The sequence below is a fragment of the Synechococcus sp. CS-197 genome (assembly GCF_025128215.1).
GTDB lineage: Bacteria > Cyanobacteriota > Cyanobacteriia > PCC-6307 > Cyanobiaceae > Synechococcus_C.
Window position 1 is genome coordinate 329,761 of record NZ_JAHLZC010000021.1, and the last position, 15,369, is coordinate 345,129.

Annotated in this window: 14 protein-coding genes; 3 read left to right on the plus strand and 11 right to left on the minus strand. The window is 51.3% G+C overall.

The window, feature by feature from the left end:
- Positions 1–37 precede the first annotated feature (37 nt).
- The 3 genes from KQ296_RS12165 to glpX all read right to left on the minus strand — a co-directional run bounded on the left by KQ296_RS12165 (position 38) and on the right by glpX (position 3,780).
- Positions 38–1,333: a glucose-1-phosphate adenylyltransferase gene (locus KQ296_RS12165; RefSeq protein WP_011933203.1), complete on the minus strand. Its 1,296-nt coding sequence runs from the start codon at positions 1,331–1,333 to the stop codon at positions 38–40.
- A 94-nt stretch (positions 1,334–1,427) separates the two neighbouring features.
- Positions 1,428–2,744: a glutamyl-tRNA reductase gene (locus tag KQ296_RS12170; protein WP_011933204.1), complete on the minus strand. Its 1,317-nt coding sequence runs from the start codon at positions 2,742–2,744 to the stop codon at positions 1,428–1,430.
- 31 nt (positions 2,745–2,775) lie between these two features.
- The gene (gene glpX, locus KQ296_RS12175; protein ID WP_011933205.1) at positions 2,776–3,780 is read right to left on the minus strand and encodes a class II fructose-bisphosphatase; all 1,005 of its coding nucleotides are present in this window, start codon (positions 3,778–3,780) and stop codon (positions 2,776–2,778) included.
- Between the two features lie 143 nt (positions 3,781–3,923).
- Here glpX and rpe point away from each other — a divergent pair, with 143 nt between their 5' ends.
- A complete protein-coding gene (gene rpe / locus KQ296_RS12180; protein WP_011933206.1) occupies positions 3,924–4,607 on the plus strand; it encodes a ribulose-phosphate 3-epimerase in 684 nt (227 codons plus the stop codon).
- A gap of 599 nt (positions 4,608–5,206) precedes the next feature.
- Here rpe and ccsB read toward each other — a convergent pair.
- The gene (gene ccsB / locus KQ296_RS12185; protein ID WP_011933208.1) at positions 5,207–6,169 is read right to left on the minus strand and encodes a c-type cytochrome biogenesis protein CcsB; all 963 of its coding nucleotides are present in this window, start codon (positions 6,167–6,169) and stop codon (positions 5,207–5,209) included.
- Positions 6,170–6,505: 336 nt separating this feature from the next.
- Between ccsB and KQ296_RS12190 the strand changes: the two genes are divergently transcribed.
- The gene (locus KQ296_RS12190; RefSeq protein ID WP_259726509.1) at positions 6,506–7,129 is read left to right on the plus strand and encodes a Coq4 family protein; all 624 of its coding nucleotides are present in this window, start codon (positions 6,506–6,508) and stop codon (positions 7,127–7,129) included.
- 124 nt (positions 7,130–7,253) lie between these two features.
- Here KQ296_RS12190 and KQ296_RS12195 read toward each other — a convergent pair whose 3' ends face one another.
- Positions 7,254–8,783: an MFS transporter gene (locus KQ296_RS12195; RefSeq protein WP_259726510.1), complete on the minus strand. Its 1,530-nt coding sequence runs from the start codon at positions 8,781–8,783 to the stop codon at positions 7,254–7,256.
- A gap of 32 nt (positions 8,784–8,815) precedes the next feature.
- Positions 8,816–10,111, minus strand: coding sequence for a hypothetical protein (locus KQ296_RS12200; protein WP_011933211.1), 1,296 nt, complete (start codon positions 10,109–10,111; stop codon positions 8,816–8,818).
- A 105-nt stretch (positions 10,112–10,216) separates the two neighbouring features.
- Here KQ296_RS12200 and KQ296_RS12205 point away from each other — a divergent pair, with 105 nt between their 5' ends.
- Entirely contained in the window at positions 10,217–10,879 is a 663-nt protein-coding gene (locus KQ296_RS12205) for a Coq4 family protein (RefSeq protein ID WP_011933212.1), read from the plus strand.
- A 39-nt stretch (positions 10,880–10,918) separates the two neighbouring features.
- Here KQ296_RS12205 and KQ296_RS12210 read toward each other — a convergent pair whose 3' ends face one another.
- From KQ296_RS12210 to KQ296_RS12230, 5 genes are all read right to left on the minus strand, one after another.
- The gene (locus tag KQ296_RS12210) at positions 10,919–11,767 is read right to left on the minus strand and encodes a DNA-binding domain-containing protein (protein WP_011933213.1); all 849 of its coding nucleotides are present in this window, start codon (positions 11,765–11,767) and stop codon (positions 10,919–10,921) included.
- 145 nt (positions 11,768–11,912) lie between these two features.
- On the minus strand, positions 11,913–12,800 hold the full coding sequence (locus KQ296_RS12215; RefSeq protein WP_011933214.1) for a DUF692 domain-containing protein: 888 nt from the start codon (positions 12,798–12,800) through the stop codon (positions 11,913–11,915).
- A 194-nt stretch (positions 12,801–12,994) separates the two neighbouring features.
- Positions 12,995–14,161 carry an LptF/LptG family permease gene (locus tag KQ296_RS12220; RefSeq protein ID WP_011933215.1) on the minus strand — a complete coding sequence of 389 codons (1,167 nt, stop codon included), beginning with the start codon at positions 14,159–14,161 and terminating at the stop codon, positions 12,995–12,997.
- Complete coding sequence (lptB, locus tag KQ296_RS12225; protein WP_041428502.1) at positions 14,158–14,886, minus strand: LPS export ABC transporter ATP-binding protein; 729 nt, start codon at positions 14,884–14,886, stop codon at positions 14,158–14,160. The genes KQ296_RS12220 and lptB overlap by 4 nt, the downstream gene beginning before the upstream one ends.
- Complete coding sequence (locus KQ296_RS12230) at positions 14,883–15,368, minus strand: LptA/OstA family protein (protein WP_259726511.1); 486 nt, start codon at positions 15,366–15,368, stop codon at positions 14,883–14,885. The genes lptB and KQ296_RS12230 overlap by 4 nt, the downstream gene beginning before the upstream one ends.
- Position 15,369: the final 1 nt, after the last annotated feature.

The window sequence follows — 15,369 nt, forward strand, 5'->3', positions numbered from 1 at the left end:
GGCTGCAACCTGGATAACCTCTGTGAGGATTAGGGGATCAGATCACCGTTCCGTCGGGGATCGAGGCGTTTTTCACCACAACAACAATTCCGTTACGGATGTAGAAGCCGTGCTCGGGACGGTCGGCTTCTTCAACGTGGTCCTTGTTGACGATGGTGACGTTGCTGCCGATGCGGGCGTTCTTATCGAGGATTGCTCGCTTCACAGTGGTTCCTTTGCCCACACCCAGAGGGATTCCCCCACGCTCCCTCAAGACGGCTCGTTCGCTCGATGACTCGAAGAAGTCCGAACCCATCAGCAGCGAATCTTGAAGAACCACCTCGTCTTCAACACGGCTTCTCACCCCAAGCACTGAATGATGGATGCTGCAGGACTTGAGGATCGAGCCCTCACCGATGATTGAGTCGGTGATCTGAGAATCCACAAGCTTGCTGGGAGGCAAGTAACGAGGACGGGTGTAGATCGGAAACTCAGCGTCGTAAAAACTGAACGGCGGAGTTGGCTGCTGGGTCAACGCCAGGTTGGCTTCGTAAAACGCACCGATGGTGCCGATGTCTTCCCAGTAATCATCAAAGACATAGCTCTTGAGACGATCGCCACGCTGAAGCGCTTCAGGGATCACCTCTTTGCCGAAATCCTTGTGGGTTGGATTCTGGTGAAGGAGATCAAACAGGGTGTCACGACTGAACACATAGATCCCCATGGAGGCCAAGTAAGGGCGCTCTTTGGCTGACTCAGCACTGAGCCCGAACCGAGACGTGTCGACCGCCATCTCCAAGAGGGAATCACCCTTGGGCTTTTCCCTGAATTCCAGGATGCGGCCATCCTCGTCGGTGCGCATTAAACCGAATGCCTCAGCCTGCTTGGCGTCAACGGGGAGAGCCGCAACAGTCAAGTCTGCGCCAGTGCTGCGGTGGTGATTGATGAACAGGCTGTAGTCCATTCGGTACAGCTGATCACCCGAAAGGATCAGATACTCATCAACGTCCCACTCTTGGAAAAGCCATTGGTATTTGCGAACAGCATCCGCTGTCCCCTCGAACCAGGATGGACTTTCCGGGGTCTGTTGGGCAGCCAGGACCTCAACGAAACCCTGACCAAAACCCGCTGAAAGGTTATAGGTCTGGCTGAGGTGCCTGTTGAGTGAGGCGCTGTTGAACTGCGTCAACACATACATCTTGTTGATGTTGGAGTTGATGCAGTTACTGATCGGTATATCAATCAGTCGGTACTTACCAGCGAGTGGCACTGCGGGCTTGGCCCGCATCTTGGTGAGAGGGTAAAGGCGCGTTCCAGCGCCTCCCCCGAGAATGATGGCCAGAACGCGCTTCATGCCGCCCCCGCAGATCGGCGTTGCGGAGCAAACTTACCGGACTTTTCCCGATCTCAACCGGGGAATGGGCAAGATCCAGCAAGAATGGTGCGAATCAGTTCTGGACTGAGTCTTCGTCGGCTTGCAGATCAAACAAGCGCTCCACGACTGAAAGGGCGTTCTGACGATCGGAACGTGGCTGAGGGCTTCTCAGCGCCGTGACAGGAGTGTGCAGGATTTTATTGATGATGCCCTTGCTGAGAGCCTCCACCACCTTGCGTTCCCGCGCTGAAAAATCAGGACCCATGCGGCTCAGGGCTTTCATCAGCTCCTCCGAACGGATGGATTCCATGGAGGAACGCAAGCGATTGATTGTGGGGACAGCCTCCAGGGAGTCCCACCACTCAAGGAACTGCCGTGCTTCACCATCCAGAAGACCTTGGGCTTCCCGGGCCACCTGCTGACGGGCCTCTTGGTTGCGCTCAACCACCTCTTTGAGGTCATCAACGTCGTGGGCATCGACTCCGCCAATGCCCTCAACATCGGCTGCAATATTGCGGGGAACGCCGATGTCGATCAAACGCAGTGAACTGCGTCGATTCAGCTTGGATAGCCGCTCTGCATCAATGATCGGATCATCAGCAGCCGTGCTGGTGAAAATCAAGGAGCAAGTGCTCAGGCAGTGATCGAGATCCTTGAGCGGTCTGCATTGCACAGGCAGGGTTGGGAAGTCTGCAGCGAGAGCTTCCGCTCGCGCCACTGTGCGATTGAGCACAACCACCCCTGAAGCACCTTTGGCCTGCAGATGTTGCAACAGCAAACGACTCATCCGGCCTGCGCCGACAACGGCGACCTGCTCATCCTCGAGGGTGACAAGCTCGTCAAGACCACGGCTTTGGCCCAGCTTGAGTTGGGCCAGTTCAACAGCGGCAGAACTGATGGAGACGGCTCCAGTGCCGAGATTTGTTTCTGAACGGACGCGTTTGCCAGTGCTTACAGCCTGGGTCAGCAGACGATTCAGGATCGGGCCAAGGGACTTGTGTTCCTGCCCAAGGCGCATCATTTTTTTGACTTGGGAGAGGATCTGTCCTTCTCCAAGCACCAGACTGTCGAGGCCAGCAGCGACTCGCAGGAGATGCCCCACGGCATCTTCGTGGTGATAAGCAAACAGGTGGGGTTTCAGGTCCCCAGTTTCCAAACCGGAATGGCTGCTTAGGAATTCGCGAACAGCACTGATTCCAAGCTCGGGATTACGAACCAGTGTGTAAATCTCAAGACGGTTGCAGGTGCTGAGGATGGAAGCCTCAAGCACCTGATCATGACCGCGCAGGTTCTGAAGAGATTCCTCCATGGTCTGCTCAGGGATGCTGAGCTTTTCGCGCACTTCAACCGGTGCCGTTCGATGACTGAGGCCGACAACGGCGATGTGCATGGAGGAATCCCTTGTTGCGTGTACGAAAAAGTCAGCTCAGCGCGATGCTCTGAGCTCCGTCCTTGATGTGCACCGTGTTGGTGAAGCGGCAGGTGTTATCGAGATTGCTGATCACCAGGCTGCTTGTGCGCGTGCAGTCCGACTCGAACTTAACGCCATGGAAAAGCAACCCGTCAGTGATTCCACTGCCGGCGAACACCACGTGCTCCCCAGAGGCCAGTTCCTCGGCTTCATAGATCTTGTCGGGATCAGCGATACCCATTTCAGCCAAGCGGGCGAGATTGCCCTCTTTGGTGAGATCAGCCCATTCCTTGGTCTGCGCGACGGCGGGGTCGTAGACGAGCTGGCCTTGGAAGTGTCCGCCGAGAGCACGCATGGCAGCTGCGGAGATCACGCCCTCGGGAGCTGCGCCGATGCCCATCAGACAGTGGGTGCCAGTGCCAGCAAATCCGCAAGCGATTGCGGCCTGCACATCGCCATCGGAGATCGGTTGAACCCGAGCGCCTGTGGCACGGATCTCAGCGATCAAGTCCTTGTGGCGAGCACGGTCCATCACCACGATTGTGAGCTCACTCGCCGCCATTCCCAGACACTCGCTGAGAATCTTGATGTTTTCGGTGGCCGACTTGCGGATATCCACCTTGCCCTTGGCAGCCGGAGGTGCAGCCAGCTTCTTCATATAAAAGTCTGGAGCGTTGAAGAGACCACCGCGATCGGAGGCAGCCAGAACGGCCATGGAGCCTCTCTGGTTGTTGGCGCACAGATTCGTGCCTTCGCAGGGGTCGACTGCGAAGTCAACGCCCGCACCTGATCCACTGCCGACTTCCTCACCGATGTAAAGCATGGGAGCTTCATCACGCTCGCCTTCACCGATCACGATGCGGCCCTGCATTTCGATCTGACCCATGCGCTGACGCATGGCCTCGACAGCGGCAGCATCGGCTTCATCCTTCTTGCCGAGACCAGTGAGGCGGGCTGAGGCGATAGCCGCCTGCTCAACGACCTCGAGAATTTCCTGGATGAGAGTGCGGTCCACGGGAGTGCGGCGGGGGGGACGGATGCGATGAGTGTCAGCTCACTGGGCTTGGTGCCACTGGGCTTTTCACTCAAAAGCGCGGCTAACTGTATCAGCGACTTCCGCACTCTTTACAATCTCCTGGTCTCAGCAGTCTTCCCGTCATGAGCACCAAGTCCCTGGTGGTCTCTCCATCCATCCTTTCTGCGGATTTCTCACGACTCGGCGAGGAGGTCAAAGCTGTTGACCAAGCCGGCGCTGATTGGATCCACGTCGACGTGATGGACGGTCGCTTCGTTCCCAACATCACGATCGGTCCTCTGATCGTTGAAGCACTGCGACCAGTCACGACCAAGCCCTTGGACGTGCACCTGATGATCGTTGAACCCGAAAAGTACGTTCCCGATTTCGCCAAAGCCGGTGCCGACATCATTTCGGTTCAGGTTGAGGCCTGCCCCCACCTGCATCGGAATCTTGCTCAGATCAAGGACCTCGGCAAACAGGCCGGTGCCGTTCTGAATCCCAGCACGTCCTTGAGCACCCTGGAGTATTGCCTGGAGTTGTGTGATCTCGTGTTGATCATGAGCGTCAACCCCGGGTTTGGCGGTCAAAGCTTCATCGAAAACCAGGTTCAGAAAATTCGCGATCTCCGTCGCATGTGCGATGAAAAAGGTCTTGATCCCTGGATCGAAGTGGATGGCGGCGTGAAGGGTGGCAATGCTTGGAAAGTGATCGAGGCTGGAGCCAACGCCATTGTGAGCGGCTCAGGAGTGTTCAACCAACCCGATTACGCGGCTGCCATCCAAGGCATCCGTGACAGCAAGCGTCCTGAGGCCGTCCTGGTCTGAGATTGACGTCCGGACACCCTTGGCGGGCCGATCGCTCAAACGCTGTCGGCCCCAGCAAGGTGTTGTCTGCGGGATGTTTAAAGAAAATCGCAGTGATCGTTATCACTTTCAGCTTCTCTTGCCTGAATCGCCAATGCGGAGAGGGGTAAGAGCATGGCCAATCCGATGAACAATTCCATGGTGCGGATGCATCAACAACAGCAATGATCGACGCGTGAGATTCTGAAGTCTGAATCAATCATTACCGTTCTAAACTATGTTTTGAAGCGAACACCTGAATCTGGGTTGTATTATTCATTTTCCATCGGTTGTAATTGATACATTCAATCAATAAAAGCTTGCTTACGTTTAAATGAGATGATTTGGTCTTGTGCCCTGGAATCCTAATTTGATCTTCAGAATCTCTGAATCGGACAGCATGCGGATGTCAGGAGGTGACTACCGGCACTGTGATGAACATCATCAATGCAGAGTCGTAAGCGTACAAAGGTTGACAGGTGCTTTTGAAGACTTTCAAAACAGCAGTCATTACAGTGCCTATCCCAGTGATTGATGTTGTCATGCCTGCAAAAGGTTGATAGCGCAAGACGTTGTTCTTGCTACGCATCAAAAAACCAGCCATAGCTATGCAGTCCGATACCCAGCAAGTTGACGCCGATATAGCAAACCACAATCACGACCAAACCCAATGATGCAACCATTGCTGGTCTCCGCCCTTGCCAGCCGCGACTAAGGCGCGTGTGCAGGTAAGCCGCATAAACCAACCAACAGATCAGAGCCCAGGTCTCCTTGGGATCCCAGCTCCACCAACTTCCCCAAGCCTCGTTGGCCCAAACGGCTCCACTGATAATTCCCACTGTCAACAACAGGAAACCCACAGTGATGGTTCGATAACTGAGACTGTCGAGCTGTTCACTCCGACTGAAATCGATCGATGACAACTGCAGTTCGGGCGCAGCTTGCACTCCAACGGCACTTGTCTCACCTGTGATCGACACGGCTTTTCGGAATGCTCCGCTTCCAATGGAACTGCTGCGAAGCTCCAGTTGCTGACCACGATCCGTCATCAGAACAGCAACCGAGAGCAGAGAGCCCACCAGAAGTGCCGCATAACTCACCATGATCACACTCACATGCATCACCAGCCAGCTGCTGCGCAAAGCAGGAACCAAGGGCGATGCTTGCTGCAATTGATCCGGCAAAGCGAAACTGGCAAAGGCAATACACCCGAGCCCCATGGGTGTGGCGGAGGCCGCCACAAGTGGTGAAGGCCACTGACGTTCCACTAAGAGCTGGGTCAGGGTGCACGCCCAAGCCAGGAAGCACAGTGATTCGTAGAGATTGCTGATCGGGAAATGCCCTGATTGCCACCAACGCAACACCAGCTGTGCGGTTAGCAGCAGATTCGATAAGCCCAAAAGAGAGCGAACCCCACTGGAGCTGCGGCCGTTGGACACGGCCCAGAAGCACCACGGAAGGGCTGTGAGCAGCAAAGCAAACGCTGCCAATCCCAACAGCAGCACCGGTTCTGAAGTGATGGATTGCAGGTCGAAACTCCCCAAAGCAGCCAATAGACGATCAAGTGTGTCTTGATTCTGCCGGGAAGGAACAGCGCCTGGCTAGATCAGATGAGAATCCAGTCGTTAACGGTGCTCGCAAGCGTGGTTCAAGAGCGACGATCAATCCTTAACAGGAATCCCTTTGCCTTGGAAAACAGAAAGAAATCTTAAGCTTGTTAGAGGCGCGTGGTTTGACACACGTGTAAATCGCAGAACCATCTTTAGGAAATGTGTAAAAACCAGTTGACTGCCATATCGCCGTAGGGCAATCAGAATAGGCCTGGATTCTATGGTCTGTACATGTTGTTCAACTTGCCACAGAAACTTCAGAGCCTGAAAATGGTCGCTGCGGTGTCCAATTTTTTGGAGAAGCCGGATCTCGATAATGTTTATGGGGTAGGGGCCAGCCTCCAAGGTTCAGAAATGTCGCGCCAGATGGGCCGACACTTAATGGACAACTCTCGCTTCCGTGCACTTGTTGAAGAAAATTGGAGACCGCCTGCGGTTCAGCTCAACGAATTATTAGCGATGCCAGCGGGCAGCTTAGGTCAAGTTTATGCCGATCAACTCTCTGTTCAGGGACTAAACCCAGAAAGCACAATTGATCACTCCGAAATCACTTCACCATCGAGTTATATCAAACATCGAATGCGTGAAACTCACGACATTATTCATGTTTTAACCGGCTTTGGTGTTGATGCCGCAGGTGAAATGGGTGTATTAGCATTTGGCTTGGCCCAAAATCGTCATCCCCTAGCTGTACTCCTTATTCTTGGAACCCTTTTGAAAGCGTTACAAGAAGACGTTGACTTAGCACCAATATTGAGGGCCATTAGCAAGGGCTTCAAGCTTGGTTTATCTGCACAGACTGCAGTGGCATTTAAATTAGAGGACGCTTGGCAGCGCCCAATTGAAGAATGGAGAGACGAAATCGGACTTCCCCGCAATCCTGAGTCAGCTTGATTGATCAATGCCAAGAACTTAATAAAGAAAGGGTGGCTAACTTGCAGCCACCTTTTTTATGGTCGATTTTCCGCGCCACACTGAGACCAAAGAGAAGGGAGCGATGCTGCTCACTAAAGAGTTGTTATCTCCGGAAGGGAGAATGAATTGAAAGTTGCCTGCCGATCGTACTTGTCAATCGACGTCCGCCTTTGGATTGCATTAAGAGGACGAAGAAAGCGAGCATGTATAAGACGATTGCTAATATGTAGAACTCTCGATATCCATCAACAAATGCGACTTTTGCTGCTTCAATTAGGGTGTTACGTTCGTTGAATGGCAACGAGTCAGCAACCCGAAAGGCGCCACCGATTGAACCGGTCGCATTCAACTTCGCCGACTCACCGAGACGAGAGAGAGTTTCGCTCATCATTCTGGACAAATTGCCCGAAAGAACCACGCCTGATAACGCGATACCAGTGGACAAGCCATATCGCATCACCATGGCATTGAGAGAGGCACCGAAACTTCGCTGATCTTCGTCATAGGAGGCGAGAACTCCATGCACCATGACTGCTGGTTCGATACCAGCACTGCCGGAAAGGATGAAGCCAAGGGTTAAGACAATCGGGTTTGGGGTAACACCGGCAAAACCAATCAATCCATAGCCTAAAGATGCGGTTAATAAGCCCAGCATTGCTAAACGGTAAGAACCAATGCGCTTGCTGAGTACTCCAGAAAAAGAGCTACAAAGAATCCACACAAACGTTGCTGCTACAACGAGTAATGCTGCCGTGAAGGCCGATAATCCCACCACCAACTGCAAATATTGCATGTTCAGAAAGATCATGCCTCCATACACTAATTGAACAATCCAATTGATACCCGTTGGGACAAGAAACGTCCGTTTACGAAGTTGCTTGAACTGAAAGAGTGGATTTGAACAACGAGCTTCGTGTACAACTAAAGTGATAAGTGACAAAACGGCGATGCCAATTGAGCTGAAAAAAATAAATTGATTTGCTGATGCGTTCGTCAAGTTAACCATAAAGAGCAAGCTACTGGTGCCAAACAATGCGGTAAGTGCAGCTCCGATCTGGTCAAACGTTCGCTTTTCCCCTTTAGGACCTGCCCGCTTCGGTATTTCTGAGTAAACAATCAAAATCGAAACCAAGAGCAAAGGCGCCACAGACAACAAAGCTGCTCTCCAGGACACAGTCGTAATCAAATAGCCAGCAAGTAGAGGTCCAAGGAGACCACCAATTGCCTGAGCTGCAGTAACAAGTCCAATCGCAGTGCGACGACGGGATTCATCAACAACTTGATAGGCCAAGACCAGCGCTGAAGGCATGACAAGAGCACTTCCAAAACCGGAAAATGTTCGAAATGCGATCAGTGTGTTTACATCCACAACCATCGAAGCTCCCACAGCCGATACCGTCAGGATTGATAAGCCGATCACAAGGATGCGGCGAAAACCGTATTGGCTTGCCCAATGTCCACCAAACAGCATGAATGCTGACGCGGCCAGCGGTGTGCAATTCACGATCCAGGTGAGCTGCTCGGAATTAACCACAAGCGCCTTTGATATCGGAGGTAATGCAACGCTGGCAACGGTGGTGTTAATGGCGACTGCCACATAGGCCAGAACAAGACCCCAAAACGCAATTGGCATTTGGGGGGACAACCGTTTAAATGAAATCATGGTCACTTCACAGACCCAGGTAATTGCAAAAGACCAGACATTGCTTGCGAATACTTAAGCAATCCAGTTGTCGTCCATGCGAAGTACTGGGCTCGGAACCGAAGCGAGGATGCTTGCCAGAAAAGATCGTTTATGATTAACTTAATCAAGAATATACTTTTAAGTCGGTAACGACTGTACCAACCAAAAATTGATATTTCCAAAGCATCCACGACAGTTGTACAGCAATTTTGCCTTGTTATGTGATAAGTGAGGCGCTCCCGTGCGTAGTTCTGAAAATGGCTTAGTCTTTCATAAGAGTAATTTGTAACTTGAATTGTATGGGTAGGTTCACCGCGAAGCTCAAGATCTTCTCGGTAGGACATCCTCCAACGAGCTGGCATTCTGTAGTGTTGATCCATGCGAATTGCTCGTTTCATATTGGATGCACTGCTTTTTTCGGGATCTAAATGGGCTAAATCATTTTGAGGGCAAAAGCTGATATAAATATCGGAACCACATTCAAGGGTTGCATGGTGTGCCGTGGGGCCTGAGTTCGCTCGATGTGGCGATAACGTTGAACTAAAAAAGTTCCACAATTCAGCAATATATGGATAAGGAATCATCTGTTCACTATTCGTGAGCCATATACGGATTGTCATGGGTACTGGCTGGCCATCGTCGCCGATCAATGGACCATCGTTACGTGAAGTGGTTGGTCCGTCTGTAAAAACCGGTATTGAGGTATTTGTGAGCCGACCACGACGAAAGGCTAGACGAAGACATGAGATCGAAAAAACAATCAATACCAGAGCCAAAAACAAATTAGGTTTTTCGGGCTCTGGTATAAAATCAGCAACAAAAAAGATCGCTAAGCATAAATAGATAACCGCTTTCAGGCACTGCACTCTCCACCTTTTTGGCCGGATCATCACTGAAAAGAGTCCAAAGATGATTGCATTGATAAACAATACTGCTCCAATGATTTCTCCCCAAATAAAAATCATTATTCCGCTCTGCTGTTGCAATCGCAATATCAAAGCAAGTGCAGTAATGCTAATCAGAATAAGTCTTGGTTGGTTGAGTCGAGATCGCGCGAAGGCCGAATTACTCGGCATTATAAATCCGATCCATATCGATAATAGTAAAAATAAAGAAAAAGCGATTGCAACCGAATGAAGAAAAGGATTTGGCTCTGCGTTAACATTGAATAAGAAGAGTAAACCTAGGATTAAGCTTGCGAAAGCCATGACTCCTAGGATCGTGCGATAGCGGCCAATACCTCGAACACCCAAAAAGAGTGGTAGTAAATCGAGCATGAATGGTCTTTACAATCACTCCAACGTTAGCCAGTGATTCTCTTTTTACCAACTATTGGCAGCTAACAAATATTTGACTAGTCTTGGATCACTTGATCGATTGGTATGCTTTTCAATCTCGATAAAAAAGCGCAAGCGCTGAAGATGGTTGCGGGATTGTCATTGTGGATGAAAAATCCTGATGAGCTAAATAATGTTCGTGCCGTAGCCGGGAGCCTGCGTGGTACGAATCTATTTGCACAATCGATGGCTCACCTCCTGAAGAATTCACGGTTTCAGGCTCTCGCAGACGAGCGTTGGCGTCCTCCTACCAAATCCCTGAAAGAACTTTCTTTGCTTCCTAGTGGAAGCCTTGGGAAGACTTATGCGGATGAATTAATCAAGCAAGGATTTTCGCCGGATGAGCTTATGGACAGCGGTGAAGTGACAAATTTAAAGAGTTTTGTTTCTCATCGGCTACATGAAACTCATGACATCATTCATGTGTTGACGGGCTTTGGCACCGACCTGGTTGGAGAAATGGGTCTTCAGGCTTTTGCATTGGCGCAAAACCGTGCACCGCTTGCTGTTCTTTTAATTGCGGGCTCACTTCTGCGTGCATTGCAAAACGATGAACCCCTTGAACCTTTGTTGATGGCTCTAAGCCGTGGATTTGAGTTGGGTCTTAATGCTGATTTAGTCATTGCATATAAATTAGAAGATCAATGGAAGTTATCCGTTGAGGAATGGAGAAAAACTCTTGGCATTACGGATCATCAAAACAATTGATCGCCATCATCTTTCTTTGCCCTTGTTGTGAGCAGTAATTTACTTCAGTTCTGACTGAAGATCAACGATCACTCCTTCTGTGATCAAACGTTGGACGAGATTGATTGTATCCATATCTCCGTAGTTATAAAAACTGCCTTCATGCTTTAATGAGGCAAGTGTGTGTGTCCCGTCACAATGATTCAATAACAGCGATTCTTCATGATTTAAGCGTCGAACAATAACTTGATTCTCAAGGTCTGAATAAATTAAAAATGTAGCGATTCCTCCTTCAACCATTGGCAAGCGATGCTTTGATGCATCGGTTCCGGCAAGAGCTTTCAGTGCTTCAAGATCAACTCCTGATACGCAAAGTCTCGTACCCCGATTCAGCCTTGGACGTGCCCAAATGTGACAACGGTGGTGTAAATCTTGAATGAGTTCTTGAACAGGTTTGCGGTTGCGAGATGGTGCAAGTTTTGCCCATAAGCATCGCCAATCCAACATCCCTGCTGCCAATAACATCTGAGGGAAATTGACATCCGTGATATCGAGACTGTACGAAGCAGACAAAGAGTCAAGAGTAGACTTGTCGATGCATCCTAAAAAGCATGCAAATTCTGTCGCTAATGTTTGCGCATTGAGTGGTTCTCCAGGTGACGACTCATAGAATTTTTCGAGAATCTTTTCAAACGCTTCAGCGCCAATCAGCCATCTCACAGTCTTGAACACATCGTGCAGTGGATCGACAGTTCGTGCCATCGCTCGATGAAGGTAGATCTTGAGAATCTCTTCAGCACCCGTGAAACCTTGTGCAGGAATGATCTGATCAACAATCCAGGGTGTTGGTTCTCGATGCAAGCTCGCCAAGAATTGCTGTTGAAGACGCAGGAGCTGGGGGGACTTCATGACAAGTAAGAGCTTTGAGAGTTGAGTGGTGTGGCGTTGAACTGAGCGTGTCGTAAGGTTTTGGATTGTTGTGCTGAATGAATGCTTGAAAAGCGTTCATTCAAAAATCGGAGAGAAGTGATCGAAGCAAGCCATCGCCTATGAATTATGTTGCTCCTGGTGCAACAGATAAATCATTCAGGTAGCGGGTAATTCGGCTCACTTCTTGAAGTGTGCGTTCAAGTGGAGGAACATGATTTTCCCATTCCAACAGGGTTGGCCATGGTCCAAAGTGTCTTAGTGCTTTTTCATAAAGATCCCAAACTGTTTCATGAACTGCCTCACCGTGATAATCAATGTAGACATCTCCATCGCCTGCTTGCTGACGCGTGCATCCTGCGAGATGGTATCCCCTGACGCTGCTTTGGCGATATTCCATTAATTGGGTCAGTGGGTTCTCTCCAAAATTAACTGCATTGGCCCAAAGATTATTGACATCCATTAATACATAAGCACCAGTTCGCTCCGTTAAAGCGTTGATGAAAGATGGTTCATCGTAAGTGGAGTCACGAAAGCGCATGTAACTGCTGATGTTCTCGAGCAGAATGGGTTGGCCGATCAATTCCTGAGCCTGGTCAATCCGTTCTACCAAATAATCGAGTGTCTCATCATTCATGACCAGTGGAAGCAAATCGTGGAAGTGATGATGAGAGAGTGAGCTCCAAGAGACATGATCAGAAAAGAAGGCTTCTGGATGTTCCTTCAAGACACGCTTTACTAGCTGCAAATAGTCCTGATCCAGTGGTGCGCAGGAACCCAGAGACAAACCAAAACCGTGCAAGACAATTGGATAGGCGTGCCTGAGATCATCCAATTGGTCGCGATACGTGCCCCCTTCCTCTTGGATGAGGTGTTCTGGGTGAATCTGTAAAAAATCTAATGGCGGTCTTTGATGCCACACTTCAGATGCGTTCTCATGGCACAGGTTGAGCCCAGCGGTCGCTCTGGCAAGACCTGTGGACAGAGGAGAGAGAGACGTGGATGTTGACGGCATAACGCAGAACCGATGAATCGCAGGAAACACGACCGTCTCCGTCTTCTCATTTTGATCAAACGGCAAGCAGTACGCATCGCTCCAACGAGCTCAGACGTCAGACTGCAATGCTTTTTTCGATTTTGCTTACAATTGCGGCGCTTCAAGCTGCATCGATTGTCTCGCTTCGGTAAGCGCTCCAACGTTCTGGCGGTTCAACGACTCGCTTGTCTCAAGAGCCAACCACCACCAGCCAATGAAATCAAAACCGGTGACCAAGCGGCCAACAATGGAGGCAGGGTGCCTTTGACGCCAAGGGAACTGAAGCTGAAGCTCAACACGTAATACACAAGGATCAACACAACGCTGATTCCGAACCCTTGGCTTCGGCTTGTACGGCTATTAGGCTTCGCCCCCAGGCTGGCGCCGATCAGGCCGAAAACCAGGCAAGCCATCGGTAGCGTGAACTTCTCTTGAATTCGCACCTGAAGCCGCCGTGCTTCTTTGATATCACCCGCTTGTTCCAGCAGCTCCCGCGCACGTAGGGCTTCGGCAACCGTCATGTTGTTGGCATCTTTCGGCAATTGAGCAATGCGGATCGGCGCTGCACTGAGTGGATAGAGGTATTGATCGAAGTCAGCTGATGTTGTGCTCCCAGAAGGGGTCAACGTAAGAATTTGCCCATCAAAGAACTGCCACTTGGCTTGGCGCTCGTTCCAGACAGCTCGATCGGCTACAAGCATCTGCGTGAAGCCAGCGCGGGTGAAATCGAGAACGGTGACTCCGCTCATCACGCCATCTTTGAACTGCCTGGCATAAAACAGTTGCGCGAGTCCTTTGCTACTGCTGCCATCGGGGTCCTGAATTCGACCAAAGCGGGAATACACAATGTTGCTTCCCTTTTCTGTGGCAATTGCTTTCCCAAGCGCACGACGCAGGGTGATTTCAGCAGATCGATTGGCTCTGGGCACCACAACGTCGTTAAAGACGAAGGTGAGGCCTGACATCAACAGCGCCACAATCAGGGCGGGCACGATCATGCGCGTGGCTGTCACGCCAACACTGCGCAGGGCTGTGAGCTCGCTGTTGGCTGACAGACGGCTATAGGCCAACAAGGTTGCCATCAGAGTGGCCATCGCAAATGAGATCACTAGAAAGCTGGGGAGCCTTAGCAAAAGCACTTGCACTGCAATGGCGACAGGAAGGCCCGACTCAACGATCTGACGCACCAGTTCGAACATCACCCCAACCGAAAGGGAGACCACAGTGAAGGCGGCAATCGCAAAAAGCAGCGGACTGAGAAGCTCCCCGATCAACCAACGATCCAACAGGGGGATCCGCTGAATGAGCCGACGGATGGAGGCCTTAATGGTGTCGATCACAGCTGGAAACCCTCACCGAGATAGTGACGACGGACCAACGGGTCATGGGCGACCTGTTCAGACAATCCGGAGGCCAAGATGCTTCCATCGGTGAGGATGTAGGCACGATCTGTAATCGCGAGCGTCTCACGTACGTTGTGGTCGGTGATCAAAATGCCCATGCCCCGTTGGCGCAGGGAATGAATGAGTTGCTGCAAGTCGGCAACCGCCAGCGGATCGACACCAGCGAAGGGTTCGTCCAAGAGAAGGTAACGGGGTCCTTCCAATCCCACTGCCAAAGCCCGGGCGACCTCGCACCGTCGTCGCTCACCACCTGACAACTGATAGCCGCGGCGGTTGAGAAATGGTTCGAGATGAAAGTCCCTGATCAGTTGCTGCAGGCGTTCTCGGTACTGAATGCCACTCAGCCCACTCTGATCAAGCACCAATTTCAGGTTGTCCTGCACCGTGAGCTGACGAAAAACACTGGGCTCCTGAGGCAGATAGCCGATTCCGAGACGGGCACGCTGAGGCATGGACAAGCTGGCGACAGGATGGCCGTCCAGCAAAACCTCCCCGCAGTCTGGGCGGAGAAGGCCGATCACAAGATTGAAACTGGTTGTTTTACCGGCGCCATTCGGCCCAAGCAACCCAATCACCTCTCCAGGTTCCAGGCTGAGAGTGAGATTTCTAACCAGCGGCCTTCCCCCCAACGAAAGAGACACGCCATTGAGGCTCAAACTCATGGCGTTAGCGGGGTCTTTGCAGGCTGATCAGGACGCAGGATCATGGTTGCTCGCACCTGCGTGCCCTCACTCGGAACGGCCAAAGCACGTTCATCATCGAGGTTGTAGGTCACTCTTTCAGCTCGCAGAGTGCTGCCATCGTCTTGAATCACGTCCACATCACCACTGAGAACCAAACGCCCTTCGCGGCTGAAATATTGGGCCTGTCGCGATGTAGCCACCATTCCCCTGGCTGGATAAACGATTCGAACATTTCCCGAAGCAGTGACCACACCGGTGACATTGTCGGCGCTCTGGCTGTCCGACTCGATGGTGATCAAACCATCGTCGATCGGCCCTGACTGATTCATTGGTGCCGGCAAGGACTGGGAGCGTGCCAACCCAATGGAGCCAACCGCCACCAACGCCACAAGCCAATGTCTCAGGGCAGGGATGGCAGTCAGCGAACGAGACTTGAACAATGGTGCTCGGTGATGAACCATC

Bases quoted from the DNA above. Each gene is read 5' to 3' on its own strand.
- KQ296_RS12215 (WP_011933214.1), bottom strand. From the start codon at position 12,800: ATGCCGTCAACATCCACGTCTCTCTCTCCTCTGTCCACAGGTCTTGCC.
- rpe (WP_011933206.1), top strand. From the start codon at position 3,924: ATGAGCACCAAGTCCCTGGTGGTCTCTCCATCCATCCTTTCTGCGGAT.
- KQ296_RS12190 (WP_259726509.1), top strand. From the start codon at position 6,506: ATGGTCGCTGCGGTGTCCAATTTTTTGGAGAAGCCGGATCTCGATAAT.
- KQ296_RS12165 (WP_011933203.1), bottom strand. From the start codon at position 1,333: ATGAAGCGCGTTCTGGCCATCATTCTCGGGGGAGGCGCTGGAACGCGC.
- KQ296_RS12170 (WP_011933204.1), bottom strand. From the start codon at position 2,744: ATGCACATCGCCGTTGTCGGCCTCAGTCATCGAACGGCACCGGTTGAA.
- KQ296_RS12230 (WP_259726511.1), bottom strand. From the start codon at position 15,368: ATGGTTCATCACCGAGCACCATTGTTCAAGTCTCGTTCGCTGACTGCC.
- KQ296_RS12210 (WP_011933213.1), bottom strand. From the start codon at position 11,767: ATGAAGTCCCCCCAGCTCCTGCGTCTTCAACAGCAATTCTTGGCGAGC.
- KQ296_RS12200 (WP_011933211.1), bottom strand. From the start codon at position 10,111: ATGCTCGATTTACTACCACTCTTTTTGGGTGTTCGAGGTATTGGCCGC.
- lptB (WP_041428502.1), bottom strand. From the start codon at position 14,886: ATGAGTTTGAGCCTCAATGGCGTGTCTCTTTCGTTGGGGGGAAGGCCG.
- KQ296_RS12195 (WP_259726510.1), bottom strand. From the start codon at position 8,783: ATGCCAATTGCGTTTTGGGGTCTTGTTCTGGCCTATGTGGCAGTCGCC.
- KQ296_RS12205 (WP_011933212.1), top strand. From the start codon at position 10,217: ATGCTTTTCAATCTCGATAAAAAAGCGCAAGCGCTGAAGATGGTTGCG.